Below are 18,665 nucleotides of genomic sequence, written 5' to 3'. Positions count from 1 at the left end.
ATATGGGATGATAGCGATCGCTATGTGTCCGATTTCTGGGCTGGTAATAGCCCCTTGGCAATAGATGGAAGTTACAGCTTAACAGGCAATATATTCATTCCTTATGATGTAGCAGCGGGGAATTATCATCTGTTAGTAGTGACAAATCCTGACAATTACTACTACAACCGACAATATGAAACAGATGAGACTAATAATACCTTTACTGCCAACATCACCATTGGGGGAACATCCAATGATACCCCAACCTTAGTTAATCCCATTGACGACATCACCACCCTAGAAGATGAAAGCTTTAACTTCACCTTCCCAGAAAGCACTTTCAACGATATAGATGTAATTAACCCCTTTAAAAATTTAGTAATCTTCGGTGATAGTCTCTCTGATACTGGTAAGTTATACACTGCTACAGGTAACCTGTTTCCTCCATCGCCAAATTACCAGGGGCGTTTTTCTAACGGTTTAATTTGGGTTGATTATTTCGCCGATGAGTTAGAATTCACCACCGGAACTGTGAAAAACTTTGCCTTTGGCGGTGCTACGACCAGTGAATTTAGCAGTAATCCTCTATTACCCATTCCTATACCAGGATTACTCACCCAAGTTGAGGAATTTATTGATTTAACTGCTACTAATCCTATTGGCGCAGATGGATTGTATGTAATTTGGGCTGGTGCTAATGATTTTCTATCGACTCCAGCAGATGTCAACCAAGCTATCACTGATGCTGTAAATAATATCAGTAGTGCCATCGGTATGTTAGCACAGTCAGGCGCTGAAGAGATTTTGGTAGCTAATTTGCCAGACTTGGGATTTCTTCCTGGTTTGAGAAATACTCCTAATGCTCCAGTGGCTACAGCTATTACCACGGGCTTTAATACTGCTTTAAGTGCAGCATTAAACAACTTAGCACCCAGTTTGAATGTCAATTTATCTTTGATAGATAACTTTGCTTTACTGCAGGAAGATAACAGTGTCCTCCAGGAGTACGGTCTTACTAATTATACTACTCCTCTGAGTAATATCATCGAAACTCTATCTGCCGATGAATATTTCTTTTGGGATGACAGACATCCTACTACTAAAGCTCATCAATTTATTGCGGAAAACTTGAGAAATCAACTGCTGAATCAGCAGGTGATTCCAGATTTCATTACCTATTCAGCCAGATTAGAAAATGGTGCACCCTTACCTTCATGGTTAACCTTTAATCCCGTTACTCGTACCTTTAGCGGTACACCGGGTAATGAAGATGTTGGTACTTTTGATATTACCGTCACTGCTACAGATACAGCGGGTACAAGTGTGGGTGATACCTTCGCCTTGACAGTAGTAGACCTCCTCAATCCCGCCGATATTGACGGTAACGGTAGGGTGACCGGTGCTGATTTATTGTTCATTGACCAATATCTGCTGTTACGGAATAATCCTAACGTCGATGCGATTCTCCAAACCTCCTTTAATCTCTTTAGCACTGAAACCGTGGGAGCCACAAACACCACAGGTGCAGCTTTAAGGAGTGCGATCGCCAATGGGGTCAACAACTTAGCTTTTGACGTTGATGGTAATGGTCAAGTGACAGGGGGGGATATCTTCTTAATTCGTCAAGGATTGTTACTCAAGAATAATCCTAACGTCAATGCGATTCTGGAAACTACCTTTAATCTGTTTACTAGTGAACTCACAGGACCGAGAAATACAGGAGCCGAAATTAATGCTTTCACCTCCGGGTTGCTGGGGTAGGCTACGCCAACACCCAGCGACTAAAATATATAGTAATTAGTCATCAGGAAGTTGGTTCCCCAGAAAAACCTTACAATGGTCAAACAAATCAAACCTAATTACTCTAGTCTCTGGATTAACCACATTGCACAAGTACCCCAAAATGCTTGGGATGCTTTAGCAATACCCCTGAAAACCCCGTTTTTAGAATGGGATTGGCTGAATAATTTGGAAATATCCCAGAGCGCGACGGCGAAAACCGGATGGTTACCCAATCACTTAACACTTTGGCGAGAGGGGACTTTGATAGCAGCTGCGCCACTGTACCTGAAAGGACATAGTTATGGTGAATTTGTCTTTGACCAGCAGTGGGCAGAATTAGCCCATCGCTTGGGAATACAATATTATCCCAAACTACTGGGAATGACACCATTTACCCCCGCTGAAGGCTATCGTTTTTTAATTGCTCCGGGGGAAGATGAAGACTACATTACAGCCATGATGGTACATGAGATAGATTCTTGGTGTAGTAAGCATGGAATTTCTGGGTGTCATTTTCTCTATGTTGATCCTCAATGGCGCACTGTCCTAGAACGCCAAGGTTTTACCACTTGGTTACACCATAGCTACATTTGGGAAAACCTGGATTTTAAAACTTTTGATGATTACTTAAAATTATTCAACGCTAATCAGCGCCGCAATATCAAGCGAGAGCGCAAAGCTGTGGAAAAGGTGGGTTTAGAATTTCAACCGGTGACTGGTGATGCAATTCCTCACTCTTTATTTCCTTTAATGTACCAGTTCTATGGTGATACTTGTGATAAGTTTGGCTGGTGGGGTAGTAAATACCTGACAAAGCAGTTTTTTGAGCAGCTACACACTAACTATCGCCATCGAGTGGTGTTTTTCCCAGCTTATCATCAGGAAGAGCAAGGGGAACCTATAGGTATGTCTTTTTGTTTGTATAAAGGCGATCGCCTATATGGACGCTACTGGGGGAGTTTTCAAGAAATAGACTGTTTACATTTTGATGCTTGCTACTATACACCAATTGAGTGGGCGATCGCCCATGGTATCCAAAGCTTCGATCCTGGTGCTGGGGGACGACATAAAAAACGCCGTGGTTTCCCAGCTACACCCAATTATAGTTTGCACCGCTTTTACAATCGGCGCTTAGAAAAAATTCTCCATCCCTATCTTAGGGAAGTAAATCAACTAGAACAGCAGGAGATAGAAGCCATCAATCAAGATTTACCATTTAGTCAAACTTCCCCCAGTATTAAAATCCCGGAAGAATTAACATAGCATCCCCAAAGGAATAAAAGCGATATTTCCCAGCTATAGCTTGTTGGTATATATTTAACAAACGCTCCCTACCAATCAACGCACTTACCAGCATCAACAAACTAGAACGCGGTAAGTGGAAATTGGTAATTAAACCATCTACTACCCGCCATTGGTAACCCGGATAGATAAATAAATCTGTTTGACCACAGAATGATTGTAAATCCCCAGACTGTGCTGCTCCTTCCAAGGCGCGGACTACTGTAGTCCCCACTGCAATAATTCGACCCCCCGCTGCTTTGGTGGCGCGGATTTGTTCTACCGTAGCGGGGGGAACCGAAATCCATTCTTGATGCATCTGGTGATTAGTTACGTCTTCTATTTCCACAGGGCGAAATGTCCCTACCCCCACGTGTAAGGTGATGAAAGCTTGATTAATGCCGCGATCGCGTAACTTATCTAGTAACTCTGGGGTAAAATGTAATCCTGCTGTAGGTGCGGCGATCGCTCCTGGTTGCTGGGCGTAAACCGTTTGATATTGTTCATCAGCAGCAGTGGATGAGGTAATATATGGCGGTAGAGGTATTTCACCGAATTGCTCTAAAACCTCTATCAAAGGTTTCCCATCGGGGACATCAAAATCTAATAAACGCCCTCCCGTAGCTGGGTCGGTTGCTAAAACAGTAGCAGTTAGGGTACTGGGATTTTGTAGAGAATCTTTAGATGTAAAAAAAATTCTAGATCCTATTTTGAAGCGTTTCCCGGGTTTAACTAAAGCTAACCAACAGTTATATTTTCGTTCTTCCAAAAGCAAAACCTCTACCATAGCACCAGTAGATTTACTGCCATACAGCCTAGCTGGAATTACTTTTGTGTCATTGACAATCAGCAAATCACCAGGGCGTAACAAATCTGGTAAATCTCGAAAAACATGATGTACAGGTGCAGTTTCGGTAGAGGAATTTACCACTAATAAACGGGAGCTATCCCTGGGAAATACGGGATTTTGAGCAATTAGTTCCTCTGGTAATATATAATCATACCCACTCAATGAGTAGTCTAAACTCACATCTGGTGTTTCTGTGGTAGCAGTTACCGGTAAATTACTATGTCTTATCTGTTGCTCCATTGAATTCATCACTAACTCTGAGAACGCCGCACATTCAGGCAACACCATTCTTTCTTTTTTAACAGGTTATCAACAATCCAACCATTTTTTTCTAAGGCATCAGCCACAGTTTGAGATTGTTCTACTAAAATCCCGCTAAAAATTCCCCAACTACTGGGTTTAGTGATGTTGCTCATTTGTGGAAGCAACTGAATAATCACATCAGCCAAAATATTACAAACAATGCCATCTACTGGTTCTTGTAACCCTTCCATGACCATATCTACACTACCTTCCGCCGGTACTAAGGATACTGGGCTAATCCGATTCATGTCACGATTACTCACAGTTGATTGCACCGCTAAGGGGTCAGTATCCACTGCATAAACTTTTTTTGCCCCCAGTAGTAATGCTCCTATGGAAAGTATACCAGAACCACAGCCGATATCAGCAACTAACTGACCACTTTTACCCTGAAAATCCACCTTTTCTAGGGATTCCAAGCATAATTGGGTTGTGGCATGATTTCCTGTACCAAATGCTACGCCAGGATCTAGAAGAATTACCAGGCGTTCCGGTGCGGCGGGTATTGGTAGCCAGGCGGGATTAATCAAAAAGCGATCGCCTATTTTTTCCGGTTGCCAGTATTGTTTCCAACTAGTAGCCCAATCTTCCTCGTTAATTAACTCACAACTGAGAGTAGGGATAGGTGAGCCCACACACACAGCATCTTCATGCAACTGGCTAGAGAGCAACTCTAAATCTAGAGTTGCTCCTGGCAATTTTGGTAGGTAAGCCTTCACCAGACACAAATCACCTTTACCCTCGCTGGCTGTACCACGGCTGCCAAAATCTTCCAGTCGCCAAAAGATAGAATCTTCTAGGGCTGGATCACATAAAATCTGTAATTCCCACCAACTGTTTGTCATATTTACTTCTGATTTCAAGAAATGAGGCAGGCCTCATTTCTTCAAGTTTATAAAGTTACTGTGTATGCGTCCCGAATTCCCGGTACTTTGACAATTTCATCCAAAATGCCATCCGGCAATGGATCATCGATGCTCAGAGCCATGACAGCATCACCACGGACAATTTTACGGCCTACCTGCATACTAGCAATATTGACATTAAAACTGCCCAGGAGCGAACCAAGTTTACCAATAATTCCCGGCATATCACGGTGTAAAGTAAACAGCATATATTTACTGGGGGGTACATTAATGGGGAAACCATCAACGTCAGTTAAGTGAATTTCTTTGTCCCCTAATAAAGCGCCTGTTACCGAATGAGTTCCCAAAGTACCTGTAGCTTCCAGGTGCAAAGATCCAGCGTAGTCACGAGCTGAAGCGTCCCGGGTTTCAATCACCCGAATTCCCCGCTCTTTGGCTTCTATACTCGCGTTGACGTAATTCACCCGTTCCCGCAAGGCTTGGTAAAGTAGTCCTTTCAAGGAGGCGACAACTAAAGGCTGACTCTTATTAGTTGCGAGGTCACCTTGTAGTCGGACATTGAGTAACTCCACTCTTCCACCAGCTAGCTGTCCCACCAGTTTACCCAGGGTTTCTGCTAACTGCATATAAGGCTTGAGTTCTTCTAGGACATCCGGACCCAATCCGGGTATATTCACTGCTGAACGCGCTGGTAGTCCTAAGAGAACGTCGCGAATTTGTTCGGCCACATCAATAGCTACATTTACTTGTGCTTCCGTTGTGGAGGCTCCTAAATGGGGGGTAAGGATGACTTCTTTACCGAGCGATCGCAAATCAGACTCACCCAGTGGTTCTGACTCAAACACATCCAACGCAGCACCGGCAATTTGACCTTCTTTAATTGCCGCTGCTAAAGCAGCTTCATCAATGATACCACCACGAGCGCAATTAATTATTCTGGCTGTGGGTTTCATTTTTGCTAGACTTTGAGCATTAATTAAGTGGGTGGTTTCTGGTGTTTTGGGGATGTGTAGCGTGATATAGTCAGCTTGTTGCATCAGTAAATCCATATCCACTAACTGACAGCCAAGTTGTTCGGCTCGTTCTCTGGAGATAAAAGGATCGTAAGCTAAGAGTTTCATTCCCATAGCTTTAGCTACTGCTGCAACATGGGAACCGATTTTACCCAAACCCACAACACCGAGAGTTTTTTTATAAACTTCCGCCCCTACGAAAGTTTTACGATCCCACTCACCGCTTTTCACAGAAGCGTTAGCATCGGGGATGTGACGAGATAAAGATAACATCATCGCTAGGGCGTGTTCCGCTGCGGCGATGGTGTTACCTTCTGGCGAATTGACAACGACAATTCCGCGCCTGGTCGCTGCGGGAACATCGACATTATCCACCCCCACACCAGCACGACCGATGATTTTTAACTGGGTACCAGCTTCAATAATTTCTTGTGTAACCCGCGTACCAGAGCGGATCATCAGCGCATCATATTCACCAATAATTTCGATCAGTTCTGCTGGTTTGAGACCTGTTTTGACATCTACCGTAGCAACTTGGGTGAGAATGTCAATTCCAGCTTGGTCAATAGGATCGGAGACGAGAACCTTGGACATGATTACTTGATTTTTTGGCAATTTACAGGTTATGCAGCACAAGACTTTTTAGTTTAGTCTTTATCTGTGGCAATTGAGCAGGAGTTTAAAATTTAGCATTTTCATATCAACTTCTTACCTGGTGATGGTACAAGTAAGAAAGCATCAGTTGCACAGATATTCCGGTACTGGTTTATCGGATCTGATTCCGTAGCGTGGCGTCAGCCATAGACTATTAGTGATTTGTGGCACCCTTCCGGTAATATAAACCATGATCATAGCTACAAAGCTAATATTTTTATAAATAATGGCGTAAAGTTTTTTCTAGTAGTTTGACGTTGGCGTATACTCTATCCATATTGTAGGGGCATGGGTGAGTTTTTCCAGTTCAATCACCGCTCCCAGAATCCCCTCAACTTCTGTAGGCCGCCCCTCGATTGTGCAACTAGACTGAATACATTTGACTTCAGTTGCTCATATGTCAAAGTTAGTTGGGCTGCTGTTAATAAGGCTGGATGATCGTCTTTTCCAGTTATCATATCTAAGTATATGATACTATACCATCCCATCAGGGTCAACACCTAGCTCACGTAACTTTGCTGCTAGTATTTCCGCCCGTTGGCGTTCTTGTTCAGCCCGTTGGCGTTCCTGTTCCGCTTGTTCACTACTCCACAACAACAAATTACCTTCTTTATCCCACCACCGCAACCAATTCATATTTTGGCATAGTCTCTCACCTGGCCAAATTCCCAGGAATAATTCTAACTGCTCAATCCAGTAACGACCATTATCATCTGCCGTCATTAAGCTATATTTTTCGTTTTCTAAACACCTGACTTCTAGAATCACTTCGTAGGGGTCATAGGTGATATAAGTGGGAACTTTAAGAATATGCTCGTAAAAATATAGTTTACCGTAGGGCGGTGTTGAACGGATTGATAGTTCTCCATTTTCTGTGTCTGATAAAAATTCCATGACTACAGCCACAGGAGCACCTTCTAAATAGGGGGTATAACTACGACGAATCACCCCAGAGGCTACGGGTTGGACTTGGGGAACGTACAACCAGTCAGGCGCTTTGACAACTATTTTTTTGTTGACTGTCGCTACTAGACCGAAGTTAGAAGCAATTAACATCTGGGGTTGGATGCGTTGTGTGGCTCCTAGTGCATCGGTCAGTGCCGAAGCCAGCGCCGGTTGTTGAATATTTTCCACTGGATCATCGGGTAGAATGAATTCGGCGGGAAGAGCTTCCCAAGTAATATTTAATTCTTTTTGTGTTTTTTGAGTAGGGGGAATTTGTACCAACATTTAACTACTCCTAATATTTCAGTATATCGGGTTAGGGAAACTGGCGATCGCGCACTTCTGATGCGTAATCTTTCACAGCTTTGGTTATTGTCTCTCGCAAATTTGTGTAAACTTTTGCAAAGGGTGGGTGCTTTTCTCCCAAACCTAGGACATCGGAGGTGACTAACACCTGTCCATCACAATCAACTCCCGCACCGATGCCAATCGTGGGAATATTTAATTTTTGTGTAATCTTGCTTGCTAAATCTGCGGGTATATGCTCTAAAACAATGGAAAATACACCGGCTTGTTCTAGAGCCATGGCCTGGTGGAAAATTCTCTCCCTAGCGTCCTGAGTTTTTCCCTGTTGTCTTAGTCCCAGTTGATGTACTGATTGGGGTGTCAAACCGACATGACCCATGACTGGGATCCCCGCTTGTACCAGTCGAGCCACAGTTTCTACCATGGCGGGATAACCACCTTCTAACTTAACTGCTTGGGCCCCTGTTTCCTTCAAAATTAATCCAGCTGAGTGCATCGCCTGTGAGATGCTTTCTTGGTAAGTTAAAAATGGTAAATCAACCACCACTAAAGCCTGTTTGACACCACGACGCACAGCTTTAGCATGGTGCAGCATTTCCTCTAGGGTAATTGGTAGTGTTGTTTCGTAACCTAAAATCACCGCCAGTGAGTCCCCCACTAAGATTAAGTCTACCCCTGCTGCATCTAGAAGTTGGGCGATCGCATAATCCCAAGCAGTCAAGGCGACGATTGACCGCCCCTGTTGTTTCCATTGAATTAATTGCCCAGTAGTAATTGCCATTGTTGAACTAGGTAGACGCGAGACTTATGCCTTCTGTACGCGAGAGTGGGGAAGCTGTGGACATTGAGTATAGTCTAGTTTATTCTCCGGTACATTTTCGGGTTATGCCTCCTCTCGTCTCCATTTCCTCCCACTTGGGTACATTTAAATTGGACTTTTGTAAATCAGTCTTAACAAAATGTTTAAAACTTTATGTAATAACAAATTTAAATAAATAAGTTAAAAACTTTGAAAGAATAACTTATCAAATTCTTGATATATTGTAAGACAACATACAAATGACGTGGTGTGCAATTTCTTTTTCTTTCGCTTATCACTCTGCCGAGTTTATGTCAAGCAAATTCTCCCGTGATCTATTCCCCCATTATGAGGGGAATAGATCACCGAGTCTATCCTTGGGATATCAACCCAGTCAGCTAAAAACGCCGTTATGTGGGGTAATAGTCCTGTGACCATCCTCAGACAGCGGTGTAAAGACAAAAATTTAGCGGGGTAAGAGAAAGAGTTAAAAGAGAATTTTTATTTACGGGATGAGGAAACAGCATGACGGGCTTGATGCACCCCAGCTTGGGGAGAACATTTGTAAATAAATGTTTCGTTGCCAGAAAATCTACCCGCCAAAACCAACCTCTAACAAAAAATTTTTCCTGATTTTTCGCCCAATCAATAAGGGTAAAAAGCGGGAGTGAGAAAAAGTTGCACAGAACGTGATTTGATTAAGTAATTAATAGAGTGACTTCTTGGAAGGGGAATTTATGTCTTACGCTCAAACGAAGACCCAGAGCAAATCAGGATATCAAGCCGGGGTTAAAGATTACAGACTAACTTATTACACCCCAGATTACACACCTAAAGATACAGACCTTCTAGCCGCCTTCCGGATGACTCCCCAGCCTGGAGTTCCCCCAGAAGAAGCGGGTGCTGCTGTGGCGGCTGAGTCTTCCACCGGTACTTGGACAACTGTATGGACAGACTTGCTCACAGACCTAGATCGCTACAAAGGTCGTTGCTACGACATCGAAGCCGTTCCTGGTGAAGATAACCAGTACATCGCCTATGTTGCTTATCCTCTAGACCTATTCGAGGAAGGTTCCGTTACCAATATGTTGACCTCTATTGTAGGTAACGTATTTGGTTTTAAAGCTTTGCGGGCGCTACGTCTAGAAGACTTACGGATTCCCGTTGCTTACCTGAAAACCTTCCAAGGACCTCCTCACGGTATCCAAGTAGAACGTGACAAATTAAACAAATATGGTCGTCCTTTGTTGGGTTGTACCATTAAGCCCAAATTAGGTTTGTCTGCTAAGAACTACGGACGCGCTGTATATGAGTGCTTGCGCGGTGGTTTGGACTTCACCAAAGACGATGAAAACATCAACTCTGCACCATTCCAAAGATGGCGCGATCGCTTCTTGTTTGTAGCAGAAGCCATCCACAAAGCACAAGCAGAAACCGGCGAAATCAAAGGTCACTACCTGAACGTTACCGCCCCCACCTGTGAACAAATGTTGCAACGGGCTGAGTTCGCTAAAGAACTGAAGATGCCCATCATCATGCACGACTACCTCACCGCAGGTTTCACAGCCAACACAACCTTGGCTCATTGGTGTCGTGATAATGGCATTTTGCTGCACATTCACCGCGCTATGCACGCCGTTATCGACCGTCAAAAGAACCACGGTATCCACTTCCGTGTATTGGCTAAAACCCTACGGATGTCTGGTGGTGACCACATCCACACCGGTACAGTAGTTGGTAAGTTGGAAGGCGAACGTGGTATTACCATGGGCTTCGTGGACCTGTTACGTGAAAACTACGTTGAGCAAGACAAGTCTCGCGGTATCTACTTCACCCAAGACTGGGCTTCTATGCCTGGTGTAATGGCAGTTGCTTCTGGTGGTATCCACGTATGGCACATGCCCGCACTGGTAGAAATCTTCGGCGATGACTCCGTACTCCAGTTTGGTGGTGGTACACTGGGTCACCCCTGGGGTAACGCACCTGGTGCAACCGCTAACCGCGTAGCTCTAGAAGCTTGTATCCAAGCTCGTAACGAAGGCCGCAACCTCGCTCGTGAAGGTAACGATATCATCCGCGAAGCTGCTAAGTGGAGCCCTGAGTTGGCTGTTGCTTGCGAACTGTGGAAAGAAATCAAGTTCGAGTTCGAGGCCATGGATACTGTCTGATCCTCAAGTAACCGGTAAAAAGTTAAAGAGTACAAGAAAATAATCATTCTTTCTTTTAACCTTTGACTTTTGACTTTTTACTTTTTATGGGCTGGGGTCAAGCATGAATCTAAAGCAAATTGCGAAAGACACAGCCAAAACTCTCCAAAGTTACCTGACTTATCAGGCGCTGCGGACTGTATTGGCACAGCTAGGCGAAACGAATCCTCCCTTAGCGTATTGGTTGCAAAACTTTTCTGCGGGGAAAATCCAAGACGGAGAAGCATATCTTGAGCAACTGCTCCAAGAAAAGCCAGATTTGGCACTGCGGCTCATGACAGTCAGAGAACACATAGCCGCAGAAATAGCCGAATTTTTGCCAGAAATGGTTTGTACTGGCATTCAACAAGCCAATATGGAGCAACGTCGCCAGCATCTAGAACGCATAACACAACTAGATACATCTAACCCCAGTCCGCACCCGGAACAGCAGACAAGTTCAGATCCCCACAGTGAAGAGTGAACAGTGGTTCACTAATAACTGAAAAACTACTATCAATCCCAAACCATTATCAAAAGCTATGCAAACTTTACCAAAAGAGCGTCGTTACGAAACCCTTTCCTACTTACCAGCTCTTACTGATGCTCAAATTGCCAAGCAAGTTCAGTACATTTTGAGTCAAGGTTACATTCCTGCTGTTGAGTTCAACGAAACTTCTGAACCCACAGAATTGTACTGGACAATGTGGAAGTTACCTTTATTCAACGCCACATCTACTCACGATGTACTCAGCGAAGTTCAATCTTGCCGTTCTCAGTATGGTAACTGCTATATTCGTGTTGTAGGTTTTGACAACATCAAGCAGTGTCAAGTTCTCAGCTTTATTGTTCACAAGCCCAGCAGATACTAAAATCTGAGAAGTTGAATTAATTTTTTCCCTTAAAGAGAGGTATAATTATGTACCTCTCTTATTTATTCAGGCACAGGTGCGGTAAATTTTAGCTCAAGGCCACATCATCAACTTTGAACACCTAACTGGAAAGGATGATTCAACGACTCAATCAGAGGTTAGTCAATAGCTATTTTTTCCCGAAACAGTCAGCTGCTTTGGCCGTTCTCCTCATAACCCTAAAATCATGCGAGCTACATTTAGGTAAATTAAAACCCCCAATACATCCACAGCTGTAGTAATAAAAGGTGCTGACATCAAAGCCGGATCTAGTCCCATCCCCCGGAATAAAAATGGCAATGCGGAACCAGAAACCGACGCTAAAACGCAGATGGAAAATAGACTAATACCCACCGCCAGGGCTACTGAGATATTAGCTTGTAATAAGTATGCCCAGACTATGACTACAGTACCTAACATACCTCCCAGGAGTATGCCGGCGATCGCCTCCCGTCTAATTATATTTAAAGCTTCGTGAGAGCGGACATCCTCTGTATTCAACCCCCTAATCACCACAGTCGAAGACTGAGCGCCTACGTTCCCCCCCGTATCAATTAATAAGGGGATAAATGCAGTTAAAGCTACTACTTTTTGTAAAACATCCTCTTGGTCTCTAATTACCGCCGCCGTTGCACTATTAGTAATCAACAGAATAAATAACCATACTACCCGCTTACGGGCAACAGTAAATAAGTTAGTTTGAAAATAATTATCACCACCAGCTTGTAGACCACCCAACTTATAGATATCTTCTGTAGTTTCTTGTTCTAAAATATCCAGGACATCATCCACCGTGACAATACCAACGAGGCGCTGTTCAGCATCTACCACAGGAATGGCCACAAAATCATAGTGCTGAATTGTCCGCGCCACCTCTTCCTGGTCAGTATTTGTATTGACAAATACCACATCACGGGTCATCATGCTGCCAATAGTTTCCTCTGGTTGAGCCAAAATCAGATCCCGCAGGGAGAGAATCCCCGTCAACCGACGAGCATCATCAGTGACATAAATATAGTAAATAGTTTCCCTGACATCAGCCTGAGAACGAATCTGTGCTAACGCCTGAGTAATGGTGATATTTTCCTTGAGTGAGACATACTCAGGAGTCATAATGCGCCCAGCAGTATTAGGCGCATAACCTAAAAGCAAAGCAGTTGCATCCCGTTCATCTGGGCTGAGTTGCTGTAAGAGCCGTCGGACAACTTTAGCCGGGAGTTCGTCAAACAAACGAGCCCGGTCATCAGGGGACATATTACCGACGATTTCCTGGACATCGTGACGCTTAAAGTCTTCTAGTAGTGTTTGTTGTACGGTAGGATCGAGGTATTCAAACACCTCTATGGACTCTTCCTTAGAAAGTAACCGAAAGGCGATCGCCTGGGTAGCCTCTGGTAAACCTTCAATGGATGCGGCAATATCTGCTACCTGAACGGGAACCAACAAAGCTTTAGCACCCTGAAAATTTTTCTGTTCAAGTAGGATTTGCAGCTGCTCGCGCACTAGGTCTTGTAAATCTTGTCTGGATCTGCTTTGCATTTGTGAACTAATAATAAAGGCTGTGTTTTCTCAAGCTCATTTACTTTTACTGTGACCAACTGTGACATTAGACTTTTTCCCTACTTTACAATAAGGTTTTGCGAGTTACTTATGTTACGAGTTTTTCTTCACTTATCCAGAGCAAGTTTATATTTTAGTTGCTTGCAGTCTGACTGCATAGGCAGTTTCTAGGCCGCAAATAATGAAGATGTGGAGGTTGACAATTACTCCCAGATTTGTTATCATATAATCGATAAGGAAGAACTATCATAGTTTATTAGTTCAGTCAGTGGCATAACATCTAAAATCCGCTACTGGGCAAAAGTAAAATATCGATCATTTCACCGACTACCAAACCGCACAAAGCTAAGAGGGTTAAAATCCAAAATGAGTCGGTTTTGTTAAAGCCTTTCCAACGCATTTCTAAATCAGCTAAAAACGTAGTTGCTATGGGTATGAGAAACAGACTGAAGAATAGCGACCAAGTTTCTACCAAAGCAACTGATAGACTTAAAAATAAAACCACAACCAAGATTCTAGAGCCAAGAGCCACTAAGTGATCCAACCAAACAATAGTTTTTCTGACAATGGCTAAGGTGACGGCGACAACAAAAGCCCCCGTCAACCAAATAATGTGATGAGCAGCAAGATACCACCCTAAAAGGGCATAAGCTAACCAGAGTAATATCAGGGGTATGACTGGTATCCTGTGAAAAAATTCCACGTGCATGATTTTCTTTCCCTACCTAGTCAGAATCAAAGATTGACAACTCAATAAAACCTTTCACCTGTTGATCAATGCTACACTTTGATATCAATTACCTGGCTGACTCACCTGTTGGGACTAAATATCACCGTATATGGGAATTGCAGCACCACGGATATCCTGAGCAGCTTCTGAAGCCAGAAAGCAGATTAATTGAGCTAGAGATTCGGGTTTTACCCACTTGTGAGCATTTTCTGGTCCCATAGATTCGCGATTTTTAGGTGTGTCAATTACACTGGGAAGAATCACATTAGCAGTAATATTTGTACCCTTAGTTTCATCTGCGATCGCCTTTGTTAAGGCTACCACACCGGCTTTAGCCGCAGAATACGCCGCTAATTGCGCCGCAGGTTCTACAGCAGCCCTAGAAGCCACCGTGACAATTCTACCATAGCCATGTTCCCACATACTTTTTAGGCTATACTTGCAAGTCAAGAAAGTTGTATTCAGATTTAAATCAAATTCCCGCTTCCAACTGTAAAAACTGTATTCATGAGTTTTCCCCATAGAAAACCCCCCCACCAGATGAATTAATACATCCACCCGTCCCATACGATTGATCAGATGATCCACTGAGGCTTCTTCCTCCAGATTAGCAGGGATAAAGTGAACTCTGGCGAAATCAGCAGGTGAAAGGATTCCTTTGAGACGTTCAACTTCTTTGGGGAGACGATAAGGAATAGTTACATTTGCACCCCGGGACACAACAGCAGGGGTGACTCCTAAACCTAGTCCACCAGTACCACCGGTGAGTAAAACTTGCTTACCTTTCATGAATTTTCGATGCACTCGGCGAAAGTTCAATTTTAGGATAACGCGATGTCAGCAATCTGGTGAAAATTACTGACTTTCCCATAAACACAACACCAAACCCGAAGATGGCTCAAAGATAATCAGATTTCTGAGAAATTCTTAGTTTGGGGTTATAGAGCAGGAAGTATTGCTAAAATCCAAATAAATTACCGTCAATATTTATCACCTGATTCCTATGAAACAAACTGTCCTAGAGGTTCGCAATCTAAAAGTGGAATTTTCCAGTGATGGTAGCAGTGTCAAAGCAGTAGATAATATATCCTTTGAAATTAATCGCGGCGAGACTCTAGGTATAGTCGGTGAATCGGGTAGTGGTAAATCGGTAACATCATTGGCTGTCATGGGTTTATTACCCACTCCCGGTAAAATTAGCGGTGGTGAAGTTTGGTTTCGTCCCCAGTCCGGTAGTAACCCGATTAATTTAGTAGAATTACCTCCTGAAGAAATGCAGCTACACCGGGGTGGCGATATCGCCATGATTTTTCAAGAACCCATGAGTTCCCTCAATCCGGTTTATAATATTGGGTTTCAGATGGCAGAAGCAATTATGCAACATGAGAATGTTTCTCTAGTTGAAGCCAAAAGAATTGCGATCGCTCTTTTGCAAGAAGTCAAACTTCTGCCTCATGATGAGATTATACAACAGCAGTGCCTGCAAAGCACAGGTCAACCAGACGGGCTAACCTTGGCTAGGTTAGTCAAGCAGCACAAAGAAGCTATCCTAGAGCGTTACCCCCACGAACTTTCTGGAGGTCAGCTACAACGGGTAATGATTGCCATGGCTATTTCTTGCAATCCCGTGGTATTAATTGCTGATGAACCCACTACAGCTTTAGATGTGACGGTGCAAGCTACTATTATCGAGTTGTTGGGAGAATTGCAGCAAACCCGTGATATGTCCATCATTTTCATTACCCACGATTTGGGACTGATTTCGGAAATTGCTGACAAAGTAGCGGTAATGTACAAAGGCCAAATTGTCGAATATGGTGCTGCAGCAGAAATTTTTAGCCGCCCCCAACATCCATATACTAAAGGTCTGGTGGCTTGTCGCCCTAAACTTAACCACCGTCCTCACAAACTACTTACTGTTTCCGACTATATGAGCGTGGAAGAAACTCCCACCGGAAAAGCAGTAATTCACCCCAAAGAACCCCTGCATCCCCCAGAGTTCACCCTTGAGGAAATGTCTCAAAGGTGGAACAACTTTAATCATAAGTCACCTTTATTGCAAGTCCGCAACCTCCAGGTAGGTTTCCCCGTGCGGGGAGTATTTGGTGGTACAAAACGCTACCATATGGCAGTTAACAATGTTTCTTTTGATGTTAAGCCTGGGGAAACACTGGGATTGGTGGGAGAATCTGGTTGTGGTAAAACTACCCTGGGTAGAAGTTTGCTGCGATTAATTCAGCCAATGAGTGGTGAAATTATCTTTGAGGGTCAAGATATTACTCACCTCAAGGGTGAAGCATTGCAGAAACTGCGCCGAGAAATGCAAATTGTCTTCCAAAATCCCTTTAGCTCCCTAGACCCCCGGATGAAAGTTGGGGATGCGGTGATGGAACCGTTGTTAATTCACTCTGTGGGGAAGACCAAGGGACAGCGCCGAGAACGTGTAGCTGAACTTTTAGAACGGGTAGGTTTAAGTGCAGATGCAATACACCGCTATCCTCATCAGTTTTCTGGTGGTCAACGCCAACGGGTTTGTATTGCGCGTTCTTTGGCTTTAAATCCTAAGTTTATTATCTGTGATGAGTCGGTTTCTTCCTTGGATGTTTCTGTACAAGCCCAAGTGTTGAATTTACTCAAAGAATTGCAGGATGAATTTCAACTTACCTATATTTTCATTTCTCATGATTTAAGTGTCGTCAAATTTATGAGCGATCGCATTTTAGTCATGAATTGTGGTCAAATTGTAGAACAGGGAACAGCCGAAAGTATTTACATGAACCCCCAGGAAGAATATACACAAAAATTAATTGCTTCCATTCCTACCGGTAGTCCTGAACGAGTACGCGCTCGCCAAGCACACAAACTATGAATCCTCCAAAAAGTCAAAAAGCTACCGGTTTAGGTGCAGCTTTAGCCTTCATCGAAGCTGTAGGAAATAAACTCCCCGACCCACTGACGATATTTTTCCTATTATCCTTAATGGTAATTCTCGCCAGTACCATCGCCGCTGCTTTTAACCTTTCTGTTGTCCACCCTGGAAACGGTGACACCATCGTCGCAGTTTCCTTACTTACCCCGGAGGGTATCCGCCACATTTTTACCTCCGCCGTGAACAACTTCAGGGAGTTTCCTCCCCTGGGTACTGTCCTGGTGGCTATGTTGGGGGTGGGAGTGGCTGAGTATACTGGGTTTCTCTCAGCAGTAATACGCAAAATAGTATTAATTGCCCCTAGTAAATTTATCTGCCCTGCGGTAGTATTTACTGGTATTATGGGCAACATTGCTGCTGATGCTGGTTATGTAGTACTTATACCCCTGGGAGCCATTGTATTTTTAGCATTTCGCCGGCATCCTTTAGCTGGTTTAGCAGCGGCTTTTGCGGGTGTAGCTGGTGGGTTTAGTGCCAATTTACTCATTAGTTCCCTAGACCCGTTACTGGCTGGATTAACCCAAAGTGCCGTAGAATTAATTAACCCTAATTATCAAGTTAATGCTACTGCCAATTATTATTTTATGGCAGTTTCCACTTTGTTAATAACTCTAATTGGCTGGTTTGTTACCGAAAAAATTGTAGAGCCCAGATTGGGTAATTACACAGGGGAAGCACATTACCAAATGGAACAACTCAGCCTAGGGGAAAATAAAGGATTACGCTGGGCTACTTATGCTTTACTAGGATTTATCGCCTTCGTTTTGGTTATGGTGCTACCACCACAAGGAATTTTACGACATCCAGAAACCTTGACAATTATTCCTTCACCTTTTCTAGATAGCATCGTGTTTATTATTGCCTTGGCTTTTCTCATTCCTGGGATTGTTTATGGTAGGATTGCCGGAACTATTGAAAATGACAAAGATATTGCTAAAGCCTTGAGTAATTCCATGAGTGCCATGGGATATTATATCGTTTTAGCATTTATCGCCGCCCAATTTATTGCCTATTTTAGTTGGAGTAATTTAGGGGTGATTATGTCGATCAATGGGGCAGAATTTCTCAAGTCTACAGGGATTACAGGGGCACCATTACTGATATTATTTATCATAGTCAGTATGCTGCTGAATTTATTTGTGGGTTCAGCCTCCGCCAAGTGGGCAATTATGGCTCCTGTATTTGTACCCATGTTTATGTTAATGGGTTACTCCCCAGAGTTAACCCAAGCTGCATACCGTATTGGTGATTCTACTACTAATATTGTCACCCCTTTGATGCCTTATTTTCCTTTGGTGGTGGCTTTTGGCCAGAAATACGATCAAAACCTAGGTATGGGGACGCTCATAGCTATGATGTTACCTTATGCGATCGCCTTTTTGTTGGGTTGGTCTATTCTATTAATCATCTGGTTTGTTTTGGCTTTACCCCTGGGTCCTGGGGCTTTGATGAGAATTTAATTTACACCTTGGCGGCGTTAATATCAAGCAGTCAGTGCCAATTTTGCAGCATCAGGCTTTACCTTTGGGTGTACAATTAATCCCTGCACCCTATAACCAAGCCTTCAT

15 protein-coding genes are annotated in these 18,665 nt (G+C 43.5%); 7 read left to right on the top strand and 8 right to left on the bottom strand.

What is annotated here, in order from left to right:
- Both NWP22_RS08455 and NWP22_RS08450 read left to right on the top strand, forming a co-directional pair.
- The coding region (locus NWP22_RS08455) for an SGNH/GDSL hydrolase family protein (protein ID WP_280801730.1) at positions 1-1,743 on the top strand (1,743 nt) is incomplete at its 5' end.
- A gap of 75 nt (positions 1,744-1,818) precedes the next feature.
- Positions 1,819-3,027: a GNAT family N-acetyltransferase gene (locus NWP22_RS08450; protein WP_271734452.1), complete on the top strand. Its 1,209-nt coding sequence runs from the start codon at positions 1,819-1,821 to the stop codon at positions 3,025-3,027.
- Here NWP22_RS08450 and queA read toward each other — a convergent pair.
- From queA to panB, 5 genes are all read right to left on the bottom strand, one after another.
- On the bottom strand, positions 3,002-4,135 hold the full coding sequence (gene queA / locus NWP22_RS08445) for a tRNA preQ1(34) S-adenosylmethionine ribosyltransferase-isomerase QueA (RefSeq protein WP_271734453.1): 1,134 nt from the start codon (positions 4,133-4,135) through the stop codon (positions 3,002-3,004). The two genes, NWP22_RS08450 and queA, sit on opposite strands and share 26 nt — an antisense overlap.
- Before the next feature lie 11 nt (positions 4,136-4,146).
- Positions 4,147-5,043 (bottom strand): 50S ribosomal protein L11 methyltransferase, encoded by an 897-nt coding sequence (prmA, locus tag NWP22_RS08440; RefSeq protein ID WP_271734454.1) that lies wholly within the window; start codon positions 5,041-5,043, stop codon positions 4,147-4,149.
- A gap of 47 nt (positions 5,044-5,090) precedes the next feature.
- Positions 5,091-6,671: a phosphoglycerate dehydrogenase gene (serA, locus tag NWP22_RS08435; RefSeq protein WP_271734456.1), complete on the bottom strand. Its 1,581-nt coding sequence runs from the start codon at positions 6,669-6,671 to the stop codon at positions 5,091-5,093.
- Positions 6,672-7,205: 534 nt separating this feature from the next.
- On the bottom strand, positions 7,206-7,961 hold the full coding sequence (locus tag NWP22_RS08430) for a Uma2 family endonuclease (RefSeq protein ID WP_280801729.1): 756 nt from the start codon (positions 7,959-7,961) through the stop codon (positions 7,206-7,208).
- 31 nt (positions 7,962-7,992) lie between these two features.
- Entirely contained in the window at positions 7,993-8,763 is a 771-nt protein-coding gene (gene panB / locus NWP22_RS08425; RefSeq protein ID WP_271734460.1) for a 3-methyl-2-oxobutanoate hydroxymethyltransferase, read from the bottom strand.
- Positions 8,764-9,518: 755 nt separating this feature from the next.
- Here panB and NWP22_RS08420 point away from each other — a divergent pair.
- From NWP22_RS08420 to NWP22_RS08410, 3 genes are all read left to right on the top strand, one after another.
- Entirely contained in the window at positions 9,519-10,949 is a 1,431-nt protein-coding gene (locus tag NWP22_RS08420) for a form I ribulose bisphosphate carboxylase large subunit (RefSeq protein ID WP_271734461.1), read from the top strand.
- 103 nt (positions 10,950-11,052) lie between these two features.
- A complete protein-coding gene (rcbX, locus tag NWP22_RS08415) occupies positions 11,053-11,451 on the top strand; it encodes a RuBisCO chaperone RbcX (protein ID WP_271734464.1) in 399 nt (132 codons plus the stop codon).
- 58 nt (positions 11,452-11,509) lie between these two features.
- Positions 11,510-11,839: a ribulose bisphosphate carboxylase small subunit gene (locus NWP22_RS08410; RefSeq protein ID WP_271734466.1), complete on the top strand. Its 330-nt coding sequence runs from the start codon at positions 11,510-11,512 to the stop codon at positions 11,837-11,839.
- A gap of 210 nt (positions 11,840-12,049) precedes the next feature.
- Here the strand turns inward: NWP22_RS08410 and mgtE are convergent, their stop codons facing one another.
- From mgtE to fabG, 3 genes are all read right to left on the bottom strand, one after another.
- Complete coding sequence (mgtE, locus tag NWP22_RS08405) at positions 12,050-13,417, bottom strand: magnesium transporter (protein WP_280801728.1); 1,368 nt, start codon at positions 13,415-13,417, stop codon at positions 12,050-12,052.
- Between the two features lie 301 nt (positions 13,418-13,718).
- A complete protein-coding gene (locus NWP22_RS08400) occupies positions 13,719-14,147 on the bottom strand; it encodes a hypothetical protein (RefSeq protein WP_271734468.1) in 429 nt (142 codons plus the stop codon).
- A gap of 114 nt (positions 14,148-14,261) precedes the next feature.
- The gene (gene fabG / locus NWP22_RS08395) at positions 14,262-14,957 is read right to left on the bottom strand and encodes a 3-oxoacyl-ACP reductase FabG (protein WP_271734469.1); all 696 of its coding nucleotides are present in this window, start codon (positions 14,955-14,957) and stop codon (positions 14,262-14,264) included.
- A gap of 214 nt (positions 14,958-15,171) precedes the next feature.
- Between fabG and NWP22_RS08390 the strand changes: the two genes are divergently transcribed.
- On the top strand, positions 15,172-17,037 hold the full coding sequence (locus tag NWP22_RS08390; RefSeq protein WP_280801727.1) for an ABC transporter ATP-binding protein: 1,866 nt from the start codon (positions 15,172-15,174) through the stop codon (positions 17,035-17,037).
- Positions 17,034-18,557: an AbgT family transporter gene (locus tag NWP22_RS08385; RefSeq protein WP_271734472.1), complete on the top strand. Its 1,524-nt coding sequence runs from the start codon at positions 17,034-17,036 to the stop codon at positions 18,555-18,557. The genes NWP22_RS08390 and NWP22_RS08385 overlap by 4 nt, the downstream gene beginning before the upstream one ends.
- The last annotated feature ends 108 nt before the right edge of the window (positions 18,558-18,665 follow it).

This window comes from Anabaenopsis tanganyikae CS-531 (assembly GCF_029891675.1).
In the GTDB taxonomy this organism is placed as follows: Bacteria; Cyanobacteriota; Cyanobacteriia; order Cyanobacteriales; family Nostocaceae; genus Anabaenopsis; species Anabaenopsis arnoldii.
The sequence above is the reverse complement of the archived record's forward strand: the minus strand, read 5'-3'. Positions and strand labels throughout refer to the sequence as shown.

What these genes read in the sequence shown, in the direction of transcription:
- prmA (WP_271734454.1), bottom strand. Translation starts at nt 5,043, where the DNA reads ATGACAAACAGTTGGTGGGAATTACAGATTTTATGTGATCCAGCCCTA.
- NWP22_RS08450 (WP_271734452.1), top strand. Translation starts at nt 1,819, where the DNA reads ATGGTCAAACAAATCAAACCTAATTACTCTAGTCTCTGGATTAACCAC.
- queA (WP_271734453.1), bottom strand. Translation starts at nt 4,135, where the DNA reads ATGGAGCAACAGATAAGACATAGTAATTTACCGGTAACTGCTACCACA.
- NWP22_RS08410 (WP_271734466.1), top strand. Translation starts at nt 11,510, where the DNA reads ATGCAAACTTTACCAAAAGAGCGTCGTTACGAAACCCTTTCCTACTTA.
- NWP22_RS08390 (WP_280801727.1), top strand. Translation starts at nt 15,172, where the DNA reads ATGAAACAAACTGTCCTAGAGGTTCGCAATCTAAAAGTGGAATTTTCC.
- rcbX (WP_271734464.1), top strand. Translation starts at nt 11,053, where the DNA reads ATGAATCTAAAGCAAATTGCGAAAGACACAGCCAAAACTCTCCAAAGT.
- NWP22_RS08430 (WP_280801729.1), bottom strand. Translation starts at nt 7,961, where the DNA reads ATGTTGGTACAAATTCCCCCTACTCAAAAAACACAAAAAGAATTAAAT.
- fabG (WP_271734469.1), bottom strand. Translation starts at nt 14,957, where the DNA reads ATGAAAGGTAAGCAAGTTTTACTCACCGGTGGTACTGGTGGACTAGGT.
- serA (WP_271734456.1), bottom strand. Translation starts at nt 6,671, where the DNA reads ATGTCCAAGGTTCTCGTCTCCGATCCTATTGACCAAGCTGGAATTGAC.
- NWP22_RS08400 (WP_271734468.1), bottom strand. Translation starts at nt 14,147, where the DNA reads ATGCACGTGGAATTTTTTCACAGGATACCAGTCATACCCCTGATATTA.
- panB (WP_271734460.1), bottom strand. Translation starts at nt 8,763, where the DNA reads ATGGCAATTACTACTGGGCAATTAATTCAATGGAAACAACAGGGGCGG.
- mgtE (WP_280801728.1), bottom strand. Translation starts at nt 13,417, where the DNA reads ATGCAAAGCAGATCCAGACAAGATTTACAAGACCTAGTGCGCGAGCAG.
- NWP22_RS08385 (WP_271734472.1), top strand. Translation starts at nt 17,034, where the DNA reads ATGAATCCTCCAAAAAGTCAAAAAGCTACCGGTTTAGGTGCAGCTTTA.
- NWP22_RS08420 (WP_271734461.1), top strand. Translation starts at nt 9,519, where the DNA reads ATGTCTTACGCTCAAACGAAGACCCAGAGCAAATCAGGATATCAAGCC.